Raw genomic sequence first — 19,502 nt, forward strand, 5'->3', positions numbered from 1 at the left:
CCACAGGGGTGGCTGCCGGGCCCGACGGTGCCTGCTGTCAGATGCCGTGGTGGTGGTCGTGGTCCGTCTCGACCACGGTCGCGCCCGGCGGCACGACCGTCTTGCGGCGCGCGTTGGTGAACGCGGCGACACCGATCACGCCGACGGCCATCATGATCAGGCCGGTGACGGTGAGATTGATGCCGTCCATCTCCCAGTCGGTGGCGAACGCGAGGATGGCGCCCGCGGCGATCAAGATGATGCATCCGCCCAGGCCCATGTGGACCGCCTCCCTAAGTCGTGAAGTCGTGGCGTGCACCCGGGTACCCGGACTCGCCACGCCCACACGGAGAAGCGGAGAACAGCCTTCAGCCCCGGCCCTCAGCCCTCCAGGAAAGCGACCAACGCGTTGGCGAGGAGGTGCGGATCGTCCGCCCCGCACAGCTCGCGCACGCTGTGCATCGAGAGGATCGCGACGCCGATGTCGACGGTCTTGATGCCGTGCCGTGCCGCGGTGATCGGCCCGATCGTCGTGCCGCACGGCATCGCGTTGTTCGAGACGAAGCTCTGGAACGGCACGCCGGCTCTCTCGCACGCGGCGGCGAACACGGCACGTCCCGCACCGTCCGTGGCGTACCGGTTGTTGACGTTGACCTTGAGGATCGGGCCGCCGTTGGCGCGCGGGTGGTGCGTCGGGTCGTGCCGCTCCGCGTAGTTGGGGTGCACGGCGTGACCCGTGTCGGAGGAGAGACAGATGGTGCCGGCGAAGGCGCGGGCCTTGTCCTCGTACGTGCCGCCGCGCGCGAAGACGGAGCGTTCGAGCACCGAGCCGAGGAGCGGGCCGTCCGCGCCCGTGTCGGACTGCGAGCCGTTCTCCTCGTGGTCGAAGGCGGCAAGTACGGGGATGTACGCGAGGGAGTCGGCGTCCTCCGCCGAGGCGACGGCGGCGAGCGCCGCCGTACAGGCGTGCACCGAGAGCAAGTTGTCCATCCGCGGGCCCGCGATGAGGTCGCGGTCGCGGCCGAGGTAGGAGGGCGCCTCGATGGGGTGCGTCATCAGGTCCCAGCCGGTGACCTCGCCGTGGGCGAGCCCCGACTCCTCCTCCAGGAAGCGGATGAGGTCGCCTTCGCGTACGTCGTCGCCGAGCCCCCAGATGGGCTGCATGTGTTTCTGCTTGTCGAGCTTGAGGCCGTCGGCGACCACCCCGCGGTCCATGTGGATCGCCAGCTGCGGGACCCGGAGGAGCGCCCGGTCGACGTTCACCAGGCGCGTCGAGCCGTCCCGCAGCGAGAGCCTGCCCGCGAGGCCCAGGTCGCGGTCGAGCCAGGAGTTGAGCAGCGGGCCGCCGTAGATCTCGACCGCCACCTGCCGCCAGCCGTGCCCGCCCGCGTCCGGCTTCGGCTTGACGCGGAGGTTCGGGGAGTCGGTGTGGGCGCCGACGATGCGGTACGGAGTGTGTGCGGACGCGCCTTCGGGGACGTACCAGGCGACGATCGCGCCGCCGCGCAGCACATACTTCCCGCCGGTCGACCCGTCCCAGGGATCGGTCTCCTCGACCTGGCGGAAACCGGCCTTCTCCAGCCGCTCCGCGGCGCTCGCCACTGCGTGGTACGGGGAGGGGCTTGCCGCCAGGAAGGTCAAGAGGTCGTCGGAGTGGCCGCGGTCGAAGCGGGCAGGTGTGCTCATGGCTTCCAGCCTAGCTAGCGGTTCCTCGGGGCGAGGGGGGCCTTTTATGGGAGGTTCTGTACGTGACGTGCCCGTAACCGGGAGTCTTGTACCGCCGCTTCGCGGCGGATGTCTCCCTCCCACCCGCCCGAGCACCCCGGGTGGGAAGCGCGCCGCGGCCGGGAGAGACGACGTACGACAGTGGCCCGACCCCCTGAACGGGAGCGGGCCACTCTGCGGTGTCGTGGTGGCTAGAACGCCGCCTCGTCCAGCTCCATCAGGTCCAGCTCCACGCCCTCGGCGAGCTTCCGCTCGTTCGCGACGCCGGGCAGGACGTTCGCGGCGAAGAACTTGGCCGCGGCGATCTTGCCCTCGTAGAAGGCTTTGTCCTTCGCGGAAGCCGTCTCCAGCTTCTCGGCGGCGACCGCCGCGCCCCGCAGGAGGAGGTAGCCGACGACGACGTCGCCCGAGACCATCAGGAGGCGGGTCGTGTTGAGGCCCACCTTGTAGATGGACTTCACGTCCTGCTCGGTGGCCGCGAGGTCCGTCAGCATGACGCCGACGATGGCCTCGAGCTCGACTGCGGCCTTGGCCAGCTCCTCGCGGGCCCCGGCCAGCTTCTCGCCGCCCGTGTCGACCGCGAGGAACTTCTTGATCTCCTCGGCGAGGCCGTTCAGCGCGGCACCCTGGTTACGGACGATCTTCCGGAAGAAGTAGTCCTGGCCCTGGATGGCCGTCGTGCCCTCGTAGAGGGTGTCGATCTTGGCGTCACGGATGTACTGCTCGATCGGGTACTCCTGGAGGTACCCCGAGCCGCCGAACGTCTGGAGCGACTGCGCCAGCTGCTCGTACGACTTCTCCGAGCCGTAGCCCTTGACGATCGGCAGGAGGAGGTCGTTCAGGGCGATGAGCGCGGAGGCGTCCTCCCCCTCCGCCTCCTTGAACTGGATGTCGTCCTGGACCGCGGCAGTGTGCAGGACCAGGGCGCGCATGCCCTCCGCGTACGCCTTCTGCGTCATCAGCGAGCGGCGTACGTCCGGGTGGTGGGTGATCGTCACCTTGGGCGCGGTCTTGTCCATGAACTGGGCGAGGTCCGGACCCTGCACGCGCTCCTTGGCGTACTCCAGGGCGTTCAGGTAACCCGTCGAGAGCGTGGCGATGGCCTTCGTGCCGACCATCATGCGGGCGAACTCGATGATCATGAACATCTGGCGGATGCCGTCGTGCTTGTCACCGATCAGCCAGCCCTTGGCGGGGTGCTGGTCGCCGAACGTCATCTCGCACGTGTTGGACGCCTTGAGGCCCATCTTGTGCTCGACGTTCGTGGCGTAGACGCCGTTGCGCTCGCCGAGCTCGCCGGTCTCCCAGTCGAACTCGTACTTGGGGACCAGGAAGAGCGAGAGGCCCTTCGTGCCGGGGCCGTGGCCCTCGGGGCGAGCGAGGACGTAGTGAAGGATGTTCTCCGACATGTCGTGCTCACCGGACGTGATGAAGCGTTTCACGCCCTCGATGTGCCAGGAACCGTCATCCTGCTGCACGGCCTTCGTGCGGCCCGCGCCCACGTCCGAACCGGCGTCCGGCTCGGTCAGGACCATCGTCGAGCCCCACTGCCTGTCGACGGCGATCGAGGCGACCTTCTTCTGCGCCTCGTTGCCCTCCTCGTGCAGGATGCCCGCGAACGCCGGACCGGAGGAGTACATCCACACCGCCGGGTTGGCGCCGAGAAGCAGCTCCGCGTAACCCCAGATCAGGGAGCGGGGGGCGGTCGTGCCGCCGATCTCCTCGGGCAGGCCAAGACGCCAGTAGTCGGAGTCCATGAAGGCCTGGTAGCTCTTCTTGAAGGACGCCGGGACCGGCGCGGTGTTGGTCGCCGGGTCGAACACCGGCGGGTTGCGGTCGGCGTCCGTGAAGGATTCGGCCAGCTCGTTCTCGGCGAGGCGGCGCAGCTCGTCGAGGATGGTCTTGGCCGTGTCGACGTCCATCTCCGCGAACGGGCCGGTGCCGTACAGCTTGTCGCGGCCGAGCACCTCGAAGAGGTTGAACTCGATGTCGCGGAGATTGGACTTGTAGTGCCCCATGGCGACGGCTCCGTTTGGTTCGGGGAGGCGGGATCCTCAGGCGGTCTGCGTAAGCGGGTCTGTGTAAGGCGGGTCTGCGTAAGCCGGTAAGCGGGTCCGCGCAAGCGAAAAAACCACGTACCAGTTAGTAGCTACCGATAATGCTACCCGCCGGTAATAAGACGCAACCCCTGATCCCCCAAGTGTGAGCAGCGCCCCGTCCGGCCTCGGTAGGCTTGCCCCCATGTACGGCTACGACCAACAAGCGGGCGCCGGGCAGAATTACGCACCGCCGCAGCCGCCGCCGCAGCAGATGCCGGGCGGCGCGGGCGGGTACGCCCAGCAGCAGCCCCCGCTCTATCCCGAGCCGTCACCCCCGTCCCTCGCGGACGCGGTGCGCGCCTTCACCACGGGCTCGATGTCCGCCGAGGACTTCCAGCAGGCCTTCGCCACCTCGAAGGTCTACTGCCCGCGCGGCGACAATCCCGGCTTCCTCGCCCTGCACAACACCCAGCAGCCCGTGATCCCGATGTTCACGTCGCTCAAGGAGCTGCGCCGGTACGCGGGCAAGGAGTCCAAGTACTTCGTGATCACGGGTGCGGAGGTCATCGACCTTCTTCCCACCGGTTACGGCTTCGTCCTCGACATGGAGGGCGAGCATCGTATGGTCTTCGATGCCAAGGCCGTCGAACAGATGGTCGACTTCGCGATGCGGCGGATGTACGGCTAGCCACTGCCTGCACTGATGCCGTTGTGACGCCCGGAGGGAATTCCCTCCGGGCGTCTCGCGTTCCCGGTGGCAAGAAGTTCTACGTTCAACTAAAGTGGACGTACGAAGAAGGAGGCACCGACATGCCCGCTGTGACCGTCGAGAACCCGCTGACCCTGCCCCGTGTGGCCGCGTCCGCCGACGCCGTGGCCCGCCCCGTGCTCGCCGTGACGACCGCACCGAGCGGTTTCGAGGGCGAGGGCTTCCCGGTGCGCCGGGCGTTCGCGGGGATCAACTACAAGCACCTCGACCCGTTCATCATGATGGACCAGATGGGCGAGGTGGAGTACGCGCCGGGAGAGCCCAAGGGCACTCCCTGGCACCCACACCGAGGCTTCGAGACCGTCACGTACATCATCGACGGCATCTTCGACCACCAGGACTCCAACGGCGGTGGCGGCACCATCTCCAACGGTGACACCCAGTGGATGACCGCAGGATCCGGCCTCCTGCACATCGAGGCGCCGCCGGAGGGCCTCGTCGTGTCCGGCGGCCTCTTCCACGGCCTCCAGCTGTGGGTGAACCTGCCCGCGCGGGACAAGATGATGGACCCCCGCTACCAGGACATCCGCGGCGGCCAGGTGCAGCTCCTCACATCCCCCGACGGCGGCGCGCTCCTGCGCGTCATCGCCGGTGAGCTCGACGGGCACGAGGGCCCCGGCATCACGCACACGCCGATCACGATGATCCACGCGACGGTCCGCCCCGGTGCCGAGGTCACGCTGCCCTGGCGCGAGGACTTCAACGGACTCGCGTACGTGCTCGCCGGGCGCGGCACGGTCGGTGCCGAGCGCCGACCGGTGCACAAGGGCCAGACGGCGGTCTTCGGCGCCGGTTCCTCGCTGACCGTCCGCGCGGACGAGAAGCAGGACGGGAACACCCCCGACCTGGAGGTCGTGCTGCTCGGCGGGCAGCCGATCCGCGAGCCGATGGCGCACTACGGACCGTTCGTGATGAACAGTCAGGCCGAGCTCCAGCAGGCGTTCGAGGACTTCCAGAAGGGCCTGCTCGGTACGGTCCCGGCCGTGCACGGCATGTAGGCGCCGACCGACGGATGGCATGTAGCCGTACATAACGTGCGGGGTCGCACGGCCCATGCTCGGGTAGGAGGGTGAGCACCCCTGGCGCCCTTCTGCCCGAGCCCGCACGGCGTACCGCCGCCTGGTGCGTCGTCCTCCTGCTCGTCGCCGGCGTGGCCGCCGTGGCGATCTGGCTCTTCGTCACCTTCAAGACGGCCGTCACGCCGGTACTGCTCGCCCTCCTGGGCACGGCGCTCCTCGGGCCCGTCTACCGATGGCTGCTCAAGATGAAGGTGCAGCGCTCGCTGGCCGCGGGGCTGACCTGCGCGGCCGTCGTCGCGGTCGTCGGCGGCGCGGTGTACATCGTGGTCAAGGCCCTGATCGACACCGGCGACCAGATCATCGCCTCCCTGAAGCTGGCCGCGACCGACCTGTCCAAGCACTTCGGTGCCGCGGGGACATCCCTCGACGACATGGCGTCCAACGCCAAGGAACTGCTCGGCAAGTTCGGCGGCTCCGCCGCGTCCGGGGTGCTCAGCGGGCTCAGCGTCGTCGGCGAGATGACCGCCATGGCCGTCCTCGCACTGCTGCTCGTCTTCTTCTTCCTGCGCGACTCCGACCGGGCCGTGAGCTCCATGCGCTCGCTCGCCCCGCGCGGCACCGCCGACATCGTCGAGGCGATGGGCCGGCGCGCTTTCGAGGCCGTCGAGGGCTTCATGCGCGGGACCACGTTCATCGCCCTGATCGACGCCATCTGCATCACCATCGGGCTCCTGATCCTGCGGGTGCCGGGGGCGTTGGGGCTCGGCGCACTCGTGTTCATCGGCGCCTACATCCCCTATCTGGGTGCTTTCATCTCCGGCGCCGTCGCCGTACTCGTCGCGCTCGCCGACCGCGGCTTCATCATCGCGCTGTGGGCGCTGGGTGTCGTACTCGCCGTGCAGGTCCTTGAAGGGCACGTGCTCCAGCCGGTGATCCAGTCGCGGACCGTGCAGATGCACCCGGCGGTCGTCATGCTGGCGATCACCGCGGGAGCGTCCGTGGCGGGGATCCTGGGGATGCTGCTCGCGGTGCCGGTCACCGCGGCGGCGTTCGGGGTGATTTCGGAGCTGCGGGAACGCTATCCGGAGGGCTTGGCCGGGTCGGACTCCTCGAAGGGCTCGGCGGAGGGCTCGGCAGCCCCCTCGTAGAGCTCGAACCAGATGCTCTTGCCCTCGCCCTTGGGGTCCACCCCCCACTCGTCGGCGAGGAGCTCCATCAGGACCAACCCCCGCCCGGACGAGGCGAGTTCACCGGGGTGACGCCGGTGCGGCAGGTCGTCGCTGCCGTCCGATACCTCGGCCCGCAGGCAGCGCGAGCCCGGCTCCCCCGTGACCTCGGCGACCAGCATGGCGTCGCCGTCCGTGTGCACGAGCACGTTCGTGATCATCTCGGAGACCATCAGGACCGCCGAGTCGACCTGATCGGCGACCGCCCAGTCGTGCAGCAGCTCCCGCATGTGCCGCCGCGCCCCCGCGATGCGCTCCGGCTCGGCCTGCGCGACCGTCAGGACGGTGCGCCGTGCGGGCGTGCGGTGCTCGGGGTGGCCGTATCTGCGAAGGAGCAGGACCGCGATGTCGTCCTCGCGGCGGTCCACGAGGGGGCCCGTGGTGTGGTGCGACGAGGGCCCGTGCACGGCCTGTACGAGGGTGTCGGCCAGCTCCTCAAGACCATCGTCGCCGTCCCCGTCGCCGAGGCCTCCGTGCTCCTCCAGGATCTTGCGGATCCGCTTCCAGCCGCTGTCCAGGTCGTGGCCGCCGGTCTCGATGAGGCCGTCGGTGCAGACCAGCATCGTCTCGCCGGCCTCCAGGACGAGGCGGGTCGTGGGGTAGTCCGCGTCCGGGTCGATGCCGAGCGGCAGGCCGCCCGCCGTGGGGCGCAGCAGAACCGTTCCGTCGGTCATCCGTATCGCGGGCTCCGGGTGGCCCGCGCGGGCGATCTCCAGGATGCCGGTGACCGGGTCGGCCTCCACGTACAGGCAGGTCGCGAAGCGCGGATCGGCCGGGTCGCCCCCGGCGTCGCCGTCCGAGCCGATCGTGATGCCGTCCGTCATCCCCGAGAGGAAGCGGGTCGCCCGGGAGAGCACGGCGTCCGGGCGGTGGCCCTCGGATGCGTAGGCGCGCAGGGCGATCCGCAGCTGCCCCATGAGGCCCGCGGCCCGTACGTCGTGGCCCTGTACGTCGCCGATGACGAAGGCGATGCGGCCGTTGGGCAGCGGGATCATGTCGTACCAGTCGCCGCCCACCTGGAGCCCGCCGCCGGTCGGCACATACCGCGCGGCCACGGTCATCCCCGGGATCCGTGGCCCGAGCAGCGGCAGCATCGAGCGCTGAAGCCCCTCCGTCAGCTCCCGCTCCGACTCGGCGACCCCGGCCCGCGACAGGGCCTGGGCCAGCATCCTGGCCACCGTCGTCAGGACGGAGCGCTCGTCCGGCGTGAACGAGACGGGGTAGGCGAAGGCCGCGAGCCACGCGCCCATCGTGCGGCCCGCGACCGTCAGCGGCAGGAACGCCCACGACTGCCGGTCGAAGGGCTGGGCGAGCGGCCAGGTGGCGGGGTAGCGGCGGTGGTACTCGTCGGGCGACGAGAGGTAGACCGCGCGGCCCGTGCGCACCACCTCGGCGGCCGGATAGTCCGTGTCCAGGGGCATCGCGGAGAAGGGCACGTCGTCGCCGGGCTTGTGCCCGTAATGACCGATGATCTTGAGCCGATCGCCCTCGACCCCGAAGACACCGAGCCCGTCCGGCGAGAACCCCGGCATGGAGAGCCCGCTGGCGACCCGCAGGACCTCCTCCGTCGACCGCGCCTCGGCGAGCGCGCGCCCGGCGTCGAGCAGGAACGCCTCGCGGGAGCGCCGCCAGTCACCGGTGACGGGGGTGCGCGCCGCGGTGCCCGGCGGGAGCTCGGTGACCTCCTGCAGGGTGCCGATGAGCTCGTACGAATGTGTCGCCTCGTCGATGACCGGCTTGGAGCGGCTGCGCACGATGCGAACGACCCGCCCCTGGTCGTCCATGATCCGCAGGCGGGCCTCCGCCAGGGTGCCCTCGGCGACGGCGAGCTGGACGATGCCGTCGATCTCGTTCCAGTCGACGGGGTGGAAGCGGGAGCGCACGCCCGCCTCGGTGAGGGCCTGGGCGCGCGGGGGAAGCCCGAGGAGCCGGGCCGCCTCGGCGTCGAGCGTGACGGTGCCCGCCGAGTTGTCCCAGCGCCACAGGCCGGTCGCGATGGCGGCCAGGACTTCCCCTACGGGAGGAAGGGGTTCGTCCCCCGCCTCTTGCAAGGGATCGTCGGTGCGCATTGACCCACTTTAGGAAGATCGGGGGGCAAGCCGCCACCGCCGGGGTGGCGGGGGAGGCCCCTGGGACGATGCGGGGGCGGCCCCTGGGGCGACGGGGATGGTCCCCTGTCAGGGTGGTCCGGGCGTTGTCAGGGTGGTCCGGGCGTTAATCCGGAAAGCGATCTCCGCCCGGACGGTAGCCTTGAGGCCTGCCTGCTCTCTCCCCTATACGCGAACCCCTATACGCGAAGACTGGATGAACGAAGATGCATCGGTACAGGTCCCACACCTGCGGCGAGCTCCGCGCCTCTGACGTCGGCTCCGACGTCCGGCTGAGCGGCTGGCTGCACAATCGCCGAGACCTGGGCGGCATCCTCTTCATCGATCTGCGCGACCACTACGGAATCACGCAGCTGGTGGCCCGCCCCGGCACGGCTGCCGCCGAGACGCTCGACAAGCTCTCCAAGGAGACGGTCGTCCGTATCGACGGCAAGGTCGTCTCGCGCGGCACGGAGAACGTGAACCCCGAGCTGCCCACCGGCGAGGTCGAGATCGAGGCCGCCGAGGTCGAGGTGCTCGGTGCCGCCCAGCAGATCCCGTTCACCATCAACGCGGACGACGGCGTGAACGAGGAGCGGCGCCTTGAGTACCGCTTCCTGGACCTGCGCCGCGAGCGCATGCACCGCAACATCATGCTGCGCTCGTCCGTCATCGCCTCGATCCGCTCGAAGATGGTGGCGCTCGGCTTCAACGAGATGGCGACGCCGATCCTCGCCGCGACGTCCCCCGAGGGCGCCCGCGACTTCGTCGTGCCGTCCCGCCTGAACCCGGGCAAGTTCTACGCGCTCCCCCAGGCACCGCAGCAGTTCAAGCAGCTGCTCATGATCTCGGGCTTCGACCGCTACTTCCAGATCGCGCCGTGCTTCCGCGACGAGGACGCGCGCGCCGACCGCTCGCCGGGCGAGTTCTACCAGCTCGACGTCGAGATGAGCTTCGTGGAGCAGGAAGACGTCTTCCAGCCCATCGAGAAGCTGATGACGGAGATCTTCACCGAGTTCGGCAACGGCCGCGAGGTCACGTCTCCGTTCCCGCGCATCCCGTTCCGCGAGTCGATGCTGAAGTACGGCAACGACAAGCCCGACCTGCGCGCGAAGCTCGAACTGACCGACATCACGGACATCTTCGCGAACTCCGAGTTCAAGGCGTTCGCGGGCAAGCACGTGCGCGCGCTTCCGGTGCCGGACACGGCGTCGCAGTCCCGCAAGTTCTTCGACGGCCTCGGTGACTACGCGGTCGAGCAGGGCGCGAAGGGTCTCGCCTGGGTGCGCGTCGCCGAGGACGGTTCGCTGACGGGCCCGATCGCGAAGTTCCTGACGGAGGCGAACGTAGAGGAACTGACGAAGCGCCTCTCGCTGGCCCCCGGCCACGCGGTCTTCTTCGGCGCGGGCGAGTTCGAAGAGGTCTCCAAGATCATGTCGGCCGTCCGCGTCGAGGCCGCCAAGCGTGCGGGGCACTTCGAAGAGGGCGTCTTCCGCTTCTGCTGGATCGTCGACTTCCCGATGTACGAGAAGGACGAGGAGACCGGCAAGATCGACTTCTCCCACAACCCCTTCTCGATGCCCCAGGGCGGCATGAAGGACCTGGAGGAGAAGGACCCCCTCGACATCCTCGCCTGGCAGTACGACATCGTCTGCAACGGCATCGAGCTGTCCTCCGGCGCCATCCGTAACCACGAGCCCGAGGTCATGCTCAAGGCCTTCGAGATCGCGGGCTACGCGGCCGAGACCGTCGAGCAGGAGTTCGCGGGCATGCTCCGCGCCTTCCGCCTCGGCGCCCCGCCGCACGGCGGCATCGCCCCCGGCGTCGACCGCATCGTCATGCTCCTCGCGGACGAGCCGAACATCCGCGAGACGATCGCCTTCCCGCTGAACGGCAACGCGCAGGACCTGATGATGGGCGCGCCCTCCGAGCTGGAGGAGTCCCGTCTGCGCGAGCTGAACATCCAGCTGCGCAAGCCGGTCGCCTCCGGCAAGGGCGAGGCGGACAAGTAGTCCTGACGGCACGCTGATGGGGCCCGGAACCGATTGGTTCCGGGCCCTTTCCCTGTGCGTAGCCACAGTCGACGCACATGTTCCTGACAGGCGGGCTGCCTAGCGTCCGGGACATGACAGAGAAGAGCGATACGCACCCGGAGAAACCCCAAGGTCCCGCGCACAAACGGGACTTGACGCGCCGTAAGGTCGTGCTCGCGACCGGGGCCGCGGTGGCGGCGGTCGGCGTGGGCGGGGCGGTGGCGGCGAGCGCGTCGGCTGAGGGCACGTCCGCGGCGGGAACGGACGCCACGGCTTCCGATGCCTCGTCCGACGCCTCGTCGGCCGAGAGCTGCTACCGCCTGACCGGCGAGACGACCGAGGGCCCGTACTACATAGACGCCGACAAGATCCGAAAGGACATCACCGAGGACAGGGAGGGCATCCCCTTCACCCTGCGCCTCAAGGTGATCGACTCCGACACGTGCAAGCCGCTGAAGCGGGCGGCCGTGGACATCTGGCACTGCGACGCGCTGGGGATCTACTCGGGGTACGAGTCGATGAGCGGCGGGGGCGGGGGCACCCCGCCGACCGGAACCCCGCCGACGGACGCACCGACCGGTACGCCCACCGGAACTCCGCCCTCTGGTGGCCCTGGCGGTCCGGGCGGTGGCGGTGGCCACCAGGAGCCCACGGACGACGAGCGCTACCTGCGCGGCACGCAGCTCACGGACAAGCACGGCTACGTGGAGTTCAAGACGGTCTTCCCCGGCTGGTACCAGGGCCGGGCCGTGCACATCCACACCAAGGTCCACGTGGACGGCAAGCTGACCGACACCGGCTACGAGGGCGGCCACGCCTGCCACACGGGCCAGTTCTTCTTCGCGGAGACGGCGGTACTCGCCTCGGCGGATGTGACCCCGTACTCCACGAGCACGACGACGCGCACGACGCTGGACGAGGACACGATCTACGGAGGCGGCGGCACACAGGACGGCCTCCTGAAGCTGAAGTACCGCAAGGGGCACATCGAGAAGGGCGTCATCGGGTCGATCACGATGGGCGTGGACCCGGACGAGACGCGGGACGGGACGTAGCGGCGGGGCGTGCGTGAAGTAGTGGGGGCCCGGAGCCTTTCGGTTCCGGGTTCTCGCTGTTGGAGTGCCCGGTCGCTGGTCGCTGGTCGCCGGTCGCTCACGGAAGAGTCATGTCATGTCACGCCCGCAGCCCGTCCACCGCCGTGTCGATCGCACTCAGCGCCGCGCTCTGATCGAGCCCCGCCCTCGATACGAGTGACAGGCCCTGGACGATGTAGAGCAGGAGCTGCGCCTGGGCCTCGGGGGATGAGGCGTCCGTGACCTCTCCGGCGGCCTGTGCGCGGCGGAGTGCGTCGGCGACGATATGCGTGAAGCGGCGGTACGAGCGGGTGACGATCTCCGTGGCTTCGCTGTCCTGGGGGACGAGTTCGGCGGTCGTGTTGCCGACCAGGCAGCCCTGCGGCACGCCCATGTCGGAGATCAGTTCGTCGAGCCGCGCCGGATGGGTCAGGATCTCGCGCAGCGCCGGCAGGAGCGGGGCGGTGTCGAGCGCGGTCGTCAGGTGCCGCTCGTACACCTCCCAGTAGAGCTTGACGGCGTCCAGGTAGAAGCGGCGTTTGTCGCCGAATGCGCCGTAGAGGCTGCCGCGCTCGATGGCCAGCGCGTCAACCAGGTCCTGGATCGACGTCGCCCCGTATCCCCGGGACCAGAACAGTTCGAGTGCGCGCTCCAGCGTCCGTTCCTTGTCGAACTCGCGTGGGCGTCCGGTTCGTGTCACGTGCCCAAGACTACGACTTCTTGACTAGACGTTCAAGAAGTCGTAGCTTCCGTTGCGTGACTTCTTGAACGGACGCACAGAAGTCGGCCGCTCACTGGCCGACACGAAGGGTGAAGCAATGGAATTCGCAGGCAGAACGGCGCTCGTCACCGGATCCGGTGCGATCGGCGGACTCGGGCACGCGACGGCCAGGGTGCTGGCCGCGGGCGGAGCCGACTTGATCCTGACCGGCATCGATCCGGAGCGCGGCGCCCAGGTCGTGGAAGACCTCCGCGCGGCCGGTGGCGAGTCCGCCGGGGCGGTGCGTTTCGTCGCTGCCGATGTGTCCGACGGGGCGGGCGTGTGGCAGCTGGCCGAGGACGCCGGAGCCGTCGACATCTTGATCAACAACGCGAGCGTGATGACGTTCTCCCCCACCACCGGGCAGGACCTCGCGGGCTACGACGCCGCTTTCGCGGTCAATGTGCGTGCCCCGTTCCTGCTCACCGCACTGCTCGCGGAGAAGATGGCCGCGGGCGGCGGCGGCAGCATCGTCAACGTCAGCTCCACCGCGGCCGGCCTCGGCATGCCGGGCATGGCCGTCTACGGCGCCACCAAGGCGGCGCTCGAATCGCTGACCCGCACCTGGGCGGCGGAGTTCGCCGAGTCGAACGTGCGGGTCAACGCCGTCTCCCCGGGCCCGATGCGCACCTCGAAGGTGGTCGCGGCGATGGGCCCGGACATGGGTGGCATGGGCCTGACCACCGCGCTCAAGCGCACCTCCGACCCTGCCGAGGTGGCCCGGGTGATCGCCTTTCTCGCCAGCGACCGGGCCAGTTACATGACCGGGGCGATCGTGGCCGCCGACGGTGGCCGCACCGCAATCTAAGGAGACAGAACAATGGATCGTCTTGCGGGAAAGCACGCACTGATCACAGGCGGGACGAGCGGCATCGGCCTGGAAACGGCCCGCGAGTTCCTCGCCGAGGGAGCGGCTGTCGCCATCACCGGTCGCTCACAGGAAAGGCTGGACGAGGCAGCCCGGCAGTTGGAGGGCCCGCTCCTGACCATCGCCAGTGACGCCGCCGACGTGCCCGGCCAGGCGACGCTCGCTGCGCGGCTCCGGGAGGAGTGGCCGAAGCTCGACATCCTGGTGAGCAACGCCGCCGACATCACCCATCTCCCGATGGAGGCATGGACCGAGGAGGCGTTCGACAGGCTCATCGCGACCAATCTCAAGTCGCCGTTCTTCCTGATCAGGGACCTGCTGCCACTCTTCTCGCCACAGTCATCGGTCATCCTCGTCGGCTCGGTCTCCGCGTACATCGGACACGAGAACGCGACGGTCTACGGCGCGGCCAAGGCGGGCCTGCTCTCCTATACGCGCGGGCTGACCCATGAGCTGAAGGACCGGGGCATCCGCGTCAACGGACTGAGCCCCGGCCCGACGATCACCAACGCGTTCGCGCCTCTCGGCGCCGAGCGCCAGGCAGCCCTCTACGAGGAACTCCGGCAGACCGTGCCTCTCCATCGCCTGGGAACCGCCACCGAGCTGGCGAAGGCGGCGGTCTATCTCGCCTCGGACGAGTCCGCCTACACCGCGGGGACCGTGCTGCGCGTTGACGGGGGCATCGGGCAGCTCGCGTACTGACTCGCGTACTGAGAGGGCGATCCGGCTTCCCTGATGCTATTCCGAGAGGGGCCTGCGCTACTCGCCCGGTTCTGGTGATTCGGCGAACAGGGCGTCGGCGTCGGTGACGGTAATGGCCCGGTCGCGCCAGCGGGCGAGGGTTTCGAGGTCGGTGCAGGTGGTGATGCGTTCGCGGGCGTCGTCCGGGAGGGGGACATGGCGTTGTTCGAGGATGCGGAGGATGGTGACGACCCGCTCTTCGGCGATACCTTCAGCCACACCTTCAGCGATACCTTCGGCCTTGCCTTCGAGGTACGCCGTCTCGCGCACCGTGCCCCGTCCGGGGAAATAGGTGACGAAGCCCATCAGCTCTCTCCAGTTCTCTCCGGCCGGGGTTTCCCCCAGGCACACTTCGATCAGGTCGCCGAAGTACTTGACGGCCTTGGTGTCGGACCCCTGAACCACACGCGCCAGAGGTTCCAGTATGGCCATGACCTCTGGTCCCCTGCTATGTGTCAGGGCCGAGAACGACGCCATGGCCAAGTTTTCCTCCACGGCCCGCTGTTCGGTGATCACCGGCACGTTGTCCGGTCCCACGACCAGGGGTCGCGTGCTCTGCGCCGTCCAGCCCCGTGCCCCGCATGTGAAGGGGCCTGTGGCCCATTTCGCAGTGGAACGGCTCCAGCACACCACCAGCAGCAGCACGGGAAGGTCGTACTTCGCCCTGAGGTACGCGATGTAGTACGGCCAACTCGACTCCTTCTCCTTCTCACGGCGGCCCTGCGCCTCGATGGCGAGCAAGAAGTCGTCACCGTCGGACGGCTGGATCCGCAGCACGCTGTCGACGCGGCGTTCCAGCGGACGGTTCTCCGTCGTGTCCGGGGTGATCACGTCAACGGCGGCTTTCTCGGGCAAGGGAATGCCGAGGATCTCGAAGATGGGTACGAGGATCTCGGGCCGCTCCTGAAAGATGCGGTGCGAGGCCTCGTGCACTGAGGTGACCATATGAGGAACCTAGGTGGATCAAGGGCCGGAATCCCGGCCGACGGATGGCGATCACTCTTTCGAGTGCGGATGGAACGTTCACGCCGCCGAGGTCAGCTCGCACCAGACGAACTTGCCGTTGCTGCCGGGTAGTTGGGCGGGACCGAGGGCGTACCAGCCCCACTCGTCCGCGCACCCTCGCACCAAGGCGAGCCCTCGCCCCGCCTCTGCGAGGACGGTTGCCGGTGTCGTCGGCTGGGGCGGCGTGGGGTCGGCGTCCCACACTCCGATGCGGAGCACGCCGTGGGCCCACCGAATGCGGAGAGCCGCCGGTCCCTTCGTGTGCTGCACCGCGTTCGCGACCAGCTCCGTCGCCACGAGTTCCGCCGCGTCGGAGAGGTGGGGGCGGCCGTGTATCGCCAGGATCAGGCGAAGGGTGCGGCGGCAGATGGTGACGGAGCGGGGGTCGTTGGGGACGTAGAGGCTGTACTCCCAGGGCTGGAAGGTGCCTCCGTCTTCTGCTTCTGCTTCTGCTGCGGATGCGGGCATGGCGAACTCCGATGCGTGCGGAGAGGGGTGACGTGCGTGGCGCCCTGCGGGCGGCGGTGGCTGTGTCGCGGCCGCCATGGCATGGCGGTGCGGTGCGCTTCCGGGTCCCCGATGGTTGCTACGGGTGGTCGATGCGTCACTGACGGTAGGGGATAGGGTTAATCCGTCGCAACCTTAAGCCGCAGATTCGACGTGAGTTCGAATGCGCCAACTCGCCTGCACAAGGCAGTCTTTGGGTGATCAGAAAGGACGTGACCATGCCGCCGAGGAGTCAGCCCACCGCACGGCAGATGAGGTTGGGCGCCGAGCTGCGCAAGATGCGTGAGGCGGCCGGGATGACCGCGCGGGAGACTGCGGAGTTGCTCGGCGTCAACGCGATTCAGGTGAGCCAGATCGAGTCCGGGCGCGCCGGGATCAGCGAGGTGCGCCTTCGGCGACTTGCGGGGCATTACGCCTGTGCAGAGACCGAGCTGATCAACGCGCTGGTCGTGATGGCGACGGACCGTACGCGAGGGTGGTGGGAGGAATACCGGGGGATCTTGCCTTCGGCGTTCCTGGACCTGTCGGAGCTGGAGCATCACGCGCAATCGCTGCGCGTGGTGGCTACGGCACACGTGCCGGGAATTCTGCAGACAGAGGAGTACGCGCGAGACGTCTTCTCGTACATGGTGCCCGAACTGCCTTCCAGCGAGCGGGAGGCATGGGTCGCTCACCGCCTGCACCGCCGAGTCGTTCTCGACCGGGATGAGCCCCTTGAGTACGAGGCGGTACTCCACGAAGCAGTGCTGCGCATCAGAGTGGGCGACCGTCAGGCTGCCCGCGCTCAACTGCGCGAGACCTTGGTTCTCGCCGAGCACCCCAGCATCTCGGTGCGAGTGGTCCCGTTCGACGTCGACGGCTTCGGGGGCGCCAACAGCTCGCTGATGTGGGCGGGTGGCCCGATCCCTCGCCTGGACACGGTGCACAGGGATACTCCGCAAGGCAGCGCCTTCGTCGACGCCGAGTCCCAACTGGTACGTGCTCGCAAGCTGTTTCGTAGGGTTGAGGGAGCGTCCCTCACGCCTGCGGCGTCGCGGGACTTCATCCACCGGTTGGTGCAGGAAGTGTGAGGCGAGGGCATGGCCACCGTGATTTGCTGGCAGAAGTCGTCCTACTCGGGAGGGGCCGAGGGGAACGAGTGCGTGGAACTTGCAGCCCCCGGAGGCACGTTGCTCCTCCGCGAGAGCGACGATCCCATCCGGGTGCTGACGGCCACCCCTGAAGGTCTCGCGGCCCTCATACGTCATGTGCGGGTCGCCGGGCGGAGTTGATTTTGTATGGGTACGGTCGCATGGCAGAAGTCGTCCTTCTCCAGCGGTTCAGACGGAGCATCGTGCGTGGAACTGGCATCTTCTGACGGCACGTTGCTCCTCCGTGAGAGCGACGACCCCGCCCGGGTGCTGACAGCCGCCCCTGAAGGCCTGGCGGCCCTCATACGTCATGTGCGGGTCGCCGGAAGGAGTTGATCAGTGTGGGTACGGTCGCATGGCAGAAGTCGTCATTCTCCGGCGGAACGGATGGCGCAGAGTGCGTCGAGCTCGGTAGCGCGGGGGAGGTGCTGCTCCTCCGCGAGAGCGACGACCCCGCTCGGGTGTTGCACGCCACCCCGGAGGGGCTCGCGGCGCTCATACGGCACGTACAGGACGAGTCGGCCTGGCCCGCGACCGTCTCGCCAGGAGGGGCCGACTGCAGAGAAGTCCCACCATTCCCCGCCCATCCCCGGCGTGTCGTGGGACTTTCCTGCAACCCCCGTGGCTAGCGGCCCGGCACGAGCCACGGTTCCTCCGGGAGTGGGGAGCCCGTCTCCAGGAGGGACTTGAGGTTGGAGAGGACCGCCGGCCAGCCCGAACCCACGTCCTCCCGTTCCTTCTCGCTCGCGAGGTTCTCGTGGGTCACCGTCAGGCGCACGATCCCGCCGTACGGCTCGATGTCGAACGTGACCTGGGAGGGCTCGGCCGAGCCGGAGGCCGTGTTCGGGTCCGCCCACGTCGTCACCAGGCGCTTCGGCGGGGTCGCCTCCACCACCTCGCCCACCACGTCCGCGACGCCCGAGCCGTCCGTCCGCTGGTGCTCCCAGCTGGAGCCCTGCTGCCAGTCGGAGACGTTGGCGTGGCCCCAGTACGCGGCCGTCAGCTCCGCGTCGGTGAGGGCGTGCCAGACCTTCTCCGGGGTGCTCTCGATGTAGGTGACGTAGACGTACGTCGGTTTCGTGGTGGTCATGGCGGCCTCCGCCTGTTGTTTCAGGGTGCTGAGTGCTCGTAGACGTGGGTCCTCGAACTTGTCGATCCATCGTTCCTGGATCTCGTGCAGAGGCACGGGATTCAGGTAGTGGAGCTTTTCGCGCCCTCGCCGCACCGTGCTGACCAGGTTCGCGGCCTCCAGGAGGGCCAGGTGCTGGGTGGTCGACTGGCGCGTCATCGCGACGCGGTCGGCCAGCTCACCCAGCGTCTGGCCGTTGTGGGCGTGGAGCTGGTCCAGGAGGTAGCGGCGGGTGGGGTCGGCCAGGGCCTTGAAGACCTGGTTCACCTTGTCGGCCCCGCCGACTGCCTCGCGGCTCGGGTTCGGGCGCGGGTTCGGGCGCGGGCTCCTGTTCGTACTCACCTCTCCATCATGCAGGCATTTGCCTGCATGTCAAAGGTGGGAGGCCCTACATCCCCGTCGTGCCGTCGATCCGTTCCCTCAGGAGATCCGCGTGCCCGTTGTGGCGCGCGTACTCCGCGATCATGTTGATCAGGATCCTGCGGAGCGAGATCGGCTCACCCGTGGACTTGCGGGTGCCCGTCACGTCCAGTGATTCCGCCGCCTCCACGATCCGGCGCGAGCGCTCGCACTCCGCGTGCCACACTGCGAACGCCTCCCCGGCGTCGCCCGTCAGGTCGTCGAAGTCCTGCTCCGGGTCGTCGTCGGAGTAGTACAGCAACGGGACTTCCTCGCCCGCCAGTTGGATGCGGAACCACCAGCGCTCGACCCCCGCCAGATGCCGCACCAGGCCGTGCAGCGACATCCCGGACGGATCCACCGAGCGCTCGGACAGCTGCTCCTGCGTCAGGCCGGCGCACTTGAGCTCGAAGGTCGCACGGTGCCAGTCCAGGGTTGTCGTCAGCGCCTCCCGCTCGCCACCCGTGTTCGGCGGGGGCTCGCGGGTGTCGGCGGCCCAACGGGGTGCGTAATGTTGGGGAGTTGGCGAAATCTGATCGCTTCCGGTGTCAGCCATGCGCGCGAGTCTGGCAGCCCGCACTGACAGTCGCCGTCAGCCCAGCTCAGCCGTCTCAGCTCGGCCGTCTCAGACCGCGGTGGTGGGGTGTGCCGTTCCGTCGTTGCGGCGGTGTTCGGCGTTGATCCGCTGGGCTTCCTCGAGCTGGTCTTCGAGGATGACGATGCGGCAGGCGGCCTCGATGGGGGTGCCCTGGTCGACGAGTTCCCTGGCGCGGGCGGCGATGCGCAGCTGGTAGCGGGAGTAGCGGCGGTGTCCGCCCTCGGAGCGCAGCGGGGTGATCAGGCGGGCTTCGCCGATGGCGCGCAGGAAGCCCTGGGTGGTGCCGAGCATCTCGGCGGCCCGGCCCATGGTGTAGGCGGGGTAGTCGTCGTCATCGAGACGGCTGAACGAGTCGTCTGCTGTCATCGCACCTCTCTATGGAACGCGTGGAGGGGCCCGGGTGCTGTGTGCACCC

21 protein-coding genes are annotated in these 19,502 nt (G+C 68.7%); 11 read left to right on the forward strand and 10 right to left on the reverse strand.

Annotated elements, in window-relative coordinates; genetic code table 11:
* Positions 1 to 37: 37 nt before the first annotated feature.
* From ACFQ7F_RS38050 to ACFQ7F_RS38060, 3 genes are all read right to left on the reverse strand, one after another.
* On the reverse strand, positions 38 to 259 hold the full coding sequence (locus ACFQ7F_RS38050) for a DUF6458 family protein (RefSeq protein WP_383281290.1): 222 nt from the start codon (positions 257 to 259) through the stop codon (positions 38 to 40).
* Positions 260 to 360: 101 nt separating this feature from the next.
* The gene (locus tag ACFQ7F_RS38055; RefSeq protein WP_383281293.1) at positions 361 to 1,665 is read right to left on the reverse strand and encodes a M18 family aminopeptidase; all 1,305 of its coding nucleotides are present in this window, start codon (positions 1,663 to 1,665) and stop codon (positions 361 to 363) included.
* Between the two features lie 230 nt (positions 1,666 to 1,895).
* Positions 1,896 to 3,722: an acyl-CoA dehydrogenase gene (locus ACFQ7F_RS38060; RefSeq protein WP_383281296.1), complete on the reverse strand. Its 1,827-nt coding sequence runs from the start codon at positions 3,720 to 3,722 to the stop codon at positions 1,896 to 1,898.
* Positions 3,723 to 3,945: 223 nt separating this feature from the next.
* Between ACFQ7F_RS38060 and ACFQ7F_RS38065 the strand changes: the two genes are divergently transcribed.
* From ACFQ7F_RS38065 to ACFQ7F_RS38075, 3 genes are all read left to right on the forward strand, one after another.
* Positions 3,946 to 4,431: an SseB family protein gene (locus ACFQ7F_RS38065; RefSeq protein ID WP_383281299.1), complete on the forward strand. Its 486-nt coding sequence runs from the start codon at positions 3,946 to 3,948 to the stop codon at positions 4,429 to 4,431.
* Between the two features lie 122 nt (positions 4,432 to 4,553).
* On the forward strand, positions 4,554 to 5,510 hold the full coding sequence (locus tag ACFQ7F_RS38070; RefSeq protein ID WP_383281302.1) for a pirin family protein: 957 nt from the start codon (positions 4,554 to 4,556) through the stop codon (positions 5,508 to 5,510).
* Positions 5,511 to 5,581: 71 nt separating this feature from the next.
* Positions 5,582 to 6,679, forward strand: coding sequence for an AI-2E family transporter (locus ACFQ7F_RS38075; RefSeq protein ID WP_383281305.1), 1,098 nt, complete (start codon positions 5,582 to 5,584; stop codon positions 6,677 to 6,679).
* On the opposite strand, the gene ACFQ7F_RS38080 is transcribed toward ACFQ7F_RS38075, so the two are convergent.
* Positions 6,610 to 8,826: a SpoIIE family protein phosphatase gene (locus ACFQ7F_RS38080; protein ID WP_383281308.1), complete on the reverse strand. Its 2,217-nt coding sequence runs from the start codon at positions 8,824 to 8,826 to the stop codon at positions 6,610 to 6,612. The two genes, ACFQ7F_RS38075 and ACFQ7F_RS38080, sit on opposite strands and share 70 nt — an antisense overlap.
* Before the next feature lie 245 nt (positions 8,827 to 9,071).
* Here ACFQ7F_RS38080 and aspS point away from each other — a divergent pair, with 245 nt between their 5' ends.
* Together aspS and ACFQ7F_RS38090 are read left to right on the forward strand one after the other, a co-directional pair.
* Entirely contained in the window at positions 9,072 to 10,856 is a 1,785-nt protein-coding gene (gene aspS / locus ACFQ7F_RS38085) for an aspartate--tRNA ligase (RefSeq protein WP_383281311.1), read from the forward strand.
* A gap of 113 nt (positions 10,857 to 10,969) precedes the next feature.
* Entirely contained in the window at positions 10,970 to 11,932 is a 963-nt protein-coding gene (locus ACFQ7F_RS38090) for an intradiol ring-cleavage dioxygenase (protein ID WP_383281314.1), read from the forward strand.
* 118 nt (positions 11,933 to 12,050) lie between these two features.
* Here ACFQ7F_RS38090 and ACFQ7F_RS38095 read toward each other — a convergent pair whose 3' ends face one another.
* Positions 12,051 to 12,650, reverse strand: a complete 600-nt coding sequence (locus tag ACFQ7F_RS38095; RefSeq protein ID WP_383281317.1) for a TetR/AcrR family transcriptional regulator — start codon at positions 12,648 to 12,650, stop codon at positions 12,051 to 12,053.
* 118 nt (positions 12,651 to 12,768) lie between these two features.
* On the opposite strand from ACFQ7F_RS38095, the gene ACFQ7F_RS38100 reads away from it, so the two are divergent.
* Positions 12,769 to 13,518 (forward strand): SDR family NAD(P)-dependent oxidoreductase, encoded by a 750-nt coding sequence (locus tag ACFQ7F_RS38100; protein ID WP_383281320.1) that lies wholly within the window; start codon positions 12,769 to 12,771, stop codon positions 13,516 to 13,518.
* A 12-nt stretch (positions 13,519 to 13,530) separates the two neighbouring features.
* A complete protein-coding gene (locus ACFQ7F_RS38105; RefSeq protein ID WP_383281323.1) occupies positions 13,531 to 14,280 on the forward strand; it encodes an SDR family oxidoreductase in 750 nt (249 codons plus the stop codon).
* A gap of 57 nt (positions 14,281 to 14,337) precedes the next feature.
* Here the strand turns inward: ACFQ7F_RS38105 and ACFQ7F_RS38110 are convergent, their stop codons facing one another.
* Both ACFQ7F_RS38110 and ACFQ7F_RS38115 read right to left on the reverse strand, forming a co-directional pair.
* Positions 14,338 to 15,252 carry a hypothetical protein gene (locus tag ACFQ7F_RS38110; protein ID WP_383281326.1) on the reverse strand — a complete coding sequence of 305 codons (915 nt, stop codon included), beginning with the start codon at positions 15,250 to 15,252 and terminating at the stop codon, positions 14,338 to 14,340.
* Between the two features lie 90 nt (positions 15,253 to 15,342).
* Complete coding sequence (locus ACFQ7F_RS38115; protein WP_383281329.1) at positions 15,343 to 15,792, reverse strand: ATP-binding protein; 450 nt, start codon at positions 15,790 to 15,792, stop codon at positions 15,343 to 15,345.
* Positions 15,793 to 16,049: 257 nt separating this feature from the next.
* On the opposite strand from ACFQ7F_RS38115, the gene ACFQ7F_RS38120 reads away from it, so the two are divergent.
* The 4 genes from ACFQ7F_RS38120 to ACFQ7F_RS38135 are packed head-to-tail and all read left to right on the forward strand — an operon-like array spanning position 16,050 to position 17,590.
* Positions 16,050 to 16,901 carry a helix-turn-helix domain-containing protein gene (locus tag ACFQ7F_RS38120; protein WP_383281331.1) on the forward strand — a complete coding sequence of 284 codons (852 nt, stop codon included), beginning with the start codon at positions 16,050 to 16,052 and terminating at the stop codon, positions 16,899 to 16,901.
* 9 nt (positions 16,902 to 16,910) lie between these two features.
* Positions 16,911 to 17,102 carry a DUF397 domain-containing protein gene (locus tag ACFQ7F_RS38125; protein ID WP_383281334.1) on the forward strand — a complete coding sequence of 64 codons (192 nt, stop codon included), beginning with the start codon at positions 16,911 to 16,913 and terminating at the stop codon, positions 17,100 to 17,102.
* 6 nt (positions 17,103 to 17,108) lie between these two features.
* Entirely contained in the window at positions 17,109 to 17,297 is a 189-nt protein-coding gene (locus ACFQ7F_RS38130; protein WP_383281337.1) for a DUF397 domain-containing protein, read from the forward strand.
* Positions 17,298 to 17,302: 5 nt separating this feature from the next.
* The gene (locus ACFQ7F_RS38135; RefSeq protein WP_383281340.1) at positions 17,303 to 17,590 is read left to right on the forward strand and encodes a DUF397 domain-containing protein; all 288 of its coding nucleotides are present in this window, start codon (positions 17,303 to 17,305) and stop codon (positions 17,588 to 17,590) included.
* Here ACFQ7F_RS38135 and ACFQ7F_RS38140 read toward each other — a convergent pair.
* The 3 genes from ACFQ7F_RS38140 to ACFQ7F_RS38150 form a co-directional block, all read right to left on the reverse strand.
* Complete coding sequence (locus tag ACFQ7F_RS38140; protein ID WP_383281348.1) at positions 17,587 to 18,357, reverse strand: ArsR/SmtB family transcription factor; 771 nt, start codon at positions 18,355 to 18,357, stop codon at positions 17,587 to 17,589. The genes ACFQ7F_RS38135 and ACFQ7F_RS38140 overlap by 4 nt on opposite strands.
* Positions 18,358 to 18,478: 121 nt before the next feature.
* A complete protein-coding gene (locus ACFQ7F_RS38145) occupies positions 18,479 to 19,045 on the reverse strand; it encodes a DinB family protein (protein WP_383281342.1) in 567 nt (188 codons plus the stop codon).
* Positions 19,046 to 19,114: 69 nt separating this feature from the next.
* Positions 19,115 to 19,453 (reverse strand): MerR family transcriptional regulator, encoded by a 339-nt coding sequence (locus ACFQ7F_RS38150; protein WP_383281345.1) that lies wholly within the window; start codon positions 19,451 to 19,453, stop codon positions 19,115 to 19,117.
* Between the last annotated feature and the right edge of the window lie 49 nt (positions 19,454 to 19,502).

This window comes from Streptomyces sp. NPDC056486 (genome assembly GCF_042795295.1).
In the GTDB taxonomy this organism is placed as follows: domain Bacteria; phylum Actinomycetota; class Actinomycetes; order Streptomycetales; family Streptomycetaceae; genus Streptomyces.